This is a genomic window from Clostridium thailandense (genome assembly GCF_019207025.1).
Lineage (GTDB): Bacteria > Bacillota > Clostridia > Clostridiales > Clostridiaceae > Clostridium_AM > Clostridium_AM thailandense.
Window position 1 is genome coordinate 1 of the sequence record NZ_JAEEGC010000193.1, and the last position, 2,496, is coordinate 2,496.

The 2,496-nt window shown below is 35.5% G+C and carries 3 protein-coding genes; all 3 read right to left on the reverse strand.

What is annotated here, in order from left to right:
- Positions 1-489 (reverse strand): 3-oxoacid CoA-transferase subunit A (locus tag I6U48_RS27640; RefSeq protein ID WP_218323734.1); only part of this gene is annotated, 489 nt, incomplete at its 3' end.
- Positions 490-654: 165 nt separating this feature from the next.
- Positions 655-1,659 (reverse strand): electron transfer flavoprotein subunit alpha/FixB family protein, encoded by a 1,005-nt coding sequence (locus I6U48_RS27645; protein WP_218323735.1) that lies wholly within the window; start codon positions 1,657-1,659, stop codon positions 655-657.
- A gap of 104 nt (positions 1,660-1,763) precedes the next feature.
- Positions 1,764-2,496: electron transfer flavoprotein subunit beta/FixA family protein (locus tag I6U48_RS27650; protein ID WP_218323736.1), on the reverse strand; the 733-nt coding region annotated here is incomplete at its 5' end.

Below are 2,496 nucleotides of genomic sequence, written 5' to 3' on the forward strand. Positions count from 1 at the left end.
ATTACCTTTTTTATCCACTATGGATCCACCTATTATAGCTATATCTGCTCTTAGCGGTAATTCTAAAAGATATTCTTTATCTCCCACTTTTACTTTTTGCTTTCCTTCTTCTACAATTGTTCCTACTCCAGTTTCTGTTAAGAAACCACCTATACCTGAACCGCCACATCTTATCTGCTCTGCTAGTGTGCCTTGAGGTACTAAGTCTACTGCTATTTCTTTTGCATTCATCTGTCTTCCAGTTTCAGGATTCAATCCAATATGGGATGCTATAACTTTTTTAGCTTGTTTATTCACTATTAACTTACCAATGCCTTTATCTGGAAATCCAGTGTCATTTGCTATTATTGTTAAATCCTTTACTCCTTTTTTAACAATTGCATCAATAATAGGTTCTGGAGTTCCTGCTCCCATAAAGCCACCTATCATAACAGTCATTCCATCTTTTATATATTCCATTACTTCATCAATACTTTTAACTTTATCCATATTTTCTCACCTTCCTCTTAAGCAATTATTTATTTACAACTACAAGTCTATAAATAAGAAAATTCATTTATTTGGAAGGGTTGAATAAATTTTTCTTATTATAGACTATATAGTTCCAAATTCCTCTATGGCACCCCAAAATGGTGGCACCTAGTATTCTAAATTTTAGTTATTTGCTTCTTTAATTTGAGCTACAAGTTCAGGAACTATCTTTTTATAATCCCCAACTAATGCAAGATCAGCTGCCTTCATTATTGGAGCATCTGCATCCTTGTTTATTGCTACAATATAATCACTGTCCTGCATTCCAGCTAAATGTTGTATTGCTCCTGATATACCACAGGCTATATATAGATTTGGCCTAACAGTCTTACCAGTTTGTCCAACTTGATAAGCTTTGTCCAACCAGCCATTATCTATAGCCGCTCTTGAGCCTGCAACAATTCCGTCTAATACATCAGCAAGCTCTTTTAATACTTCAAAACCTTCTTTGCTGCCGAGTCCTCTTCCTCCAGAAACTATTACTTTAGCTTCTCCTATGTCCATACAGTCTTTGCAAGCTTTAACCACATCTAAAGTTTTTGTTCTTATATCAGCTTCACTTAAGTTTGCAGCTATCTTTTGGATTTCTCCAGTTCTTGCAGCATCCTTAGCTAATTTTTCAAATACTCCTGGTCTTACTGTAGACATTTGTGGTCTATGATCTGAGCAAACTATTGTAGCCATTAGGTTTCCACCAAAAGCTGGTCTTGTCATAAGTAAGTTTTTATTTTCTGGATCTATATCAAGAGAAGTACAGTCAGCTGTAAGTCCTGTAGAGAGCCTTGCTGCAACTCTTGGAGCTAAGTCTCTTCCCATAAAAGTTGCACCAACAAGCACTGCTTCTGGCTTAACTTCAGTTGCTAAATCGCATATTACCTTTGCATATCCATCTGTTGTAAAATGTTTTAATAATGGGCTGTCAGCATATATTACTTTATCAGCTCCATAAGCTACTAATTCTTTTGCTATATTATCTATATCACTTCCAAGTAAAAGAGCAGTTAATTCAACTCCTAACTTGTCTGCTAAATCTCTGCCTTTTCCGAGTAATTCTAAGGATACCTTTTGAAGTTCTCCGTCTCTTTGTTCAGCAAACACCCATACACCTTTGTAATCTGCTATATTCATCTCTAATCAATACCTCCTGTTTTATATCTAAAAAAATGAAACTCCTTCTCCTATCGTCGAATGAGTAAGCGACTATCACCAAATCAGAGATTTGGGATATCTGCTTAGATATAGTGTCTCTCTTTTAATTTTGAAACTGCACATGCTGCTGCTTCTTTAGCTGGCAAGATTACTAATTCACCGTGTCCTTTAGCTTCCTTAGTCATTGACTTTTTAACCTTTGTTGGTGATCCAGCAAGACCAAGAAGAGATTTATCTACGTCTATGTCATTGGCACTCCATATCTTAACGTCTTTTTTATATGCATCAAAGATATTTGCCATATGCATATATCTTGGTTCATTTAGCTCTTTTATAGCTGTTAAAAGTACTGGGGTTTTAACGCTTATTACTTCATATCCATCTTCCCATGCTCTTTGAACCTTTAAAGCATCTCCCTCTACTTCTACTTTTTCTACATAAGTAACCTGTGGAATTCCCAAATGTTCAGCTATTTCTGGTCCAACTTGAGCAGTATCTCCGTCTATAGCTTGTCTTCCTGCAAATATTATGTCATAATCTAATTTTTTTAATGCTCCTGCTAAAGTATGAGATGTAGCTAAAGTATCTGCTCCTCCAAAAGTTCTATCTGATATAAGGATTGCTTCATCTGCTCCCATAGATATAGCTTCTCTTAAAGCTTTTTCTGCCTGTGGTGGTCCCATACTTATTATAGTAACCTTTCCACCAGTCTTTTCCTTTAATACTAATGCTTCTTCTAAAGCATTTTTATCATCTGGATTTATTATTGATGGAACACCATCTCTTATTAGTGTTCCTGTTTTTGGATCTATTTTA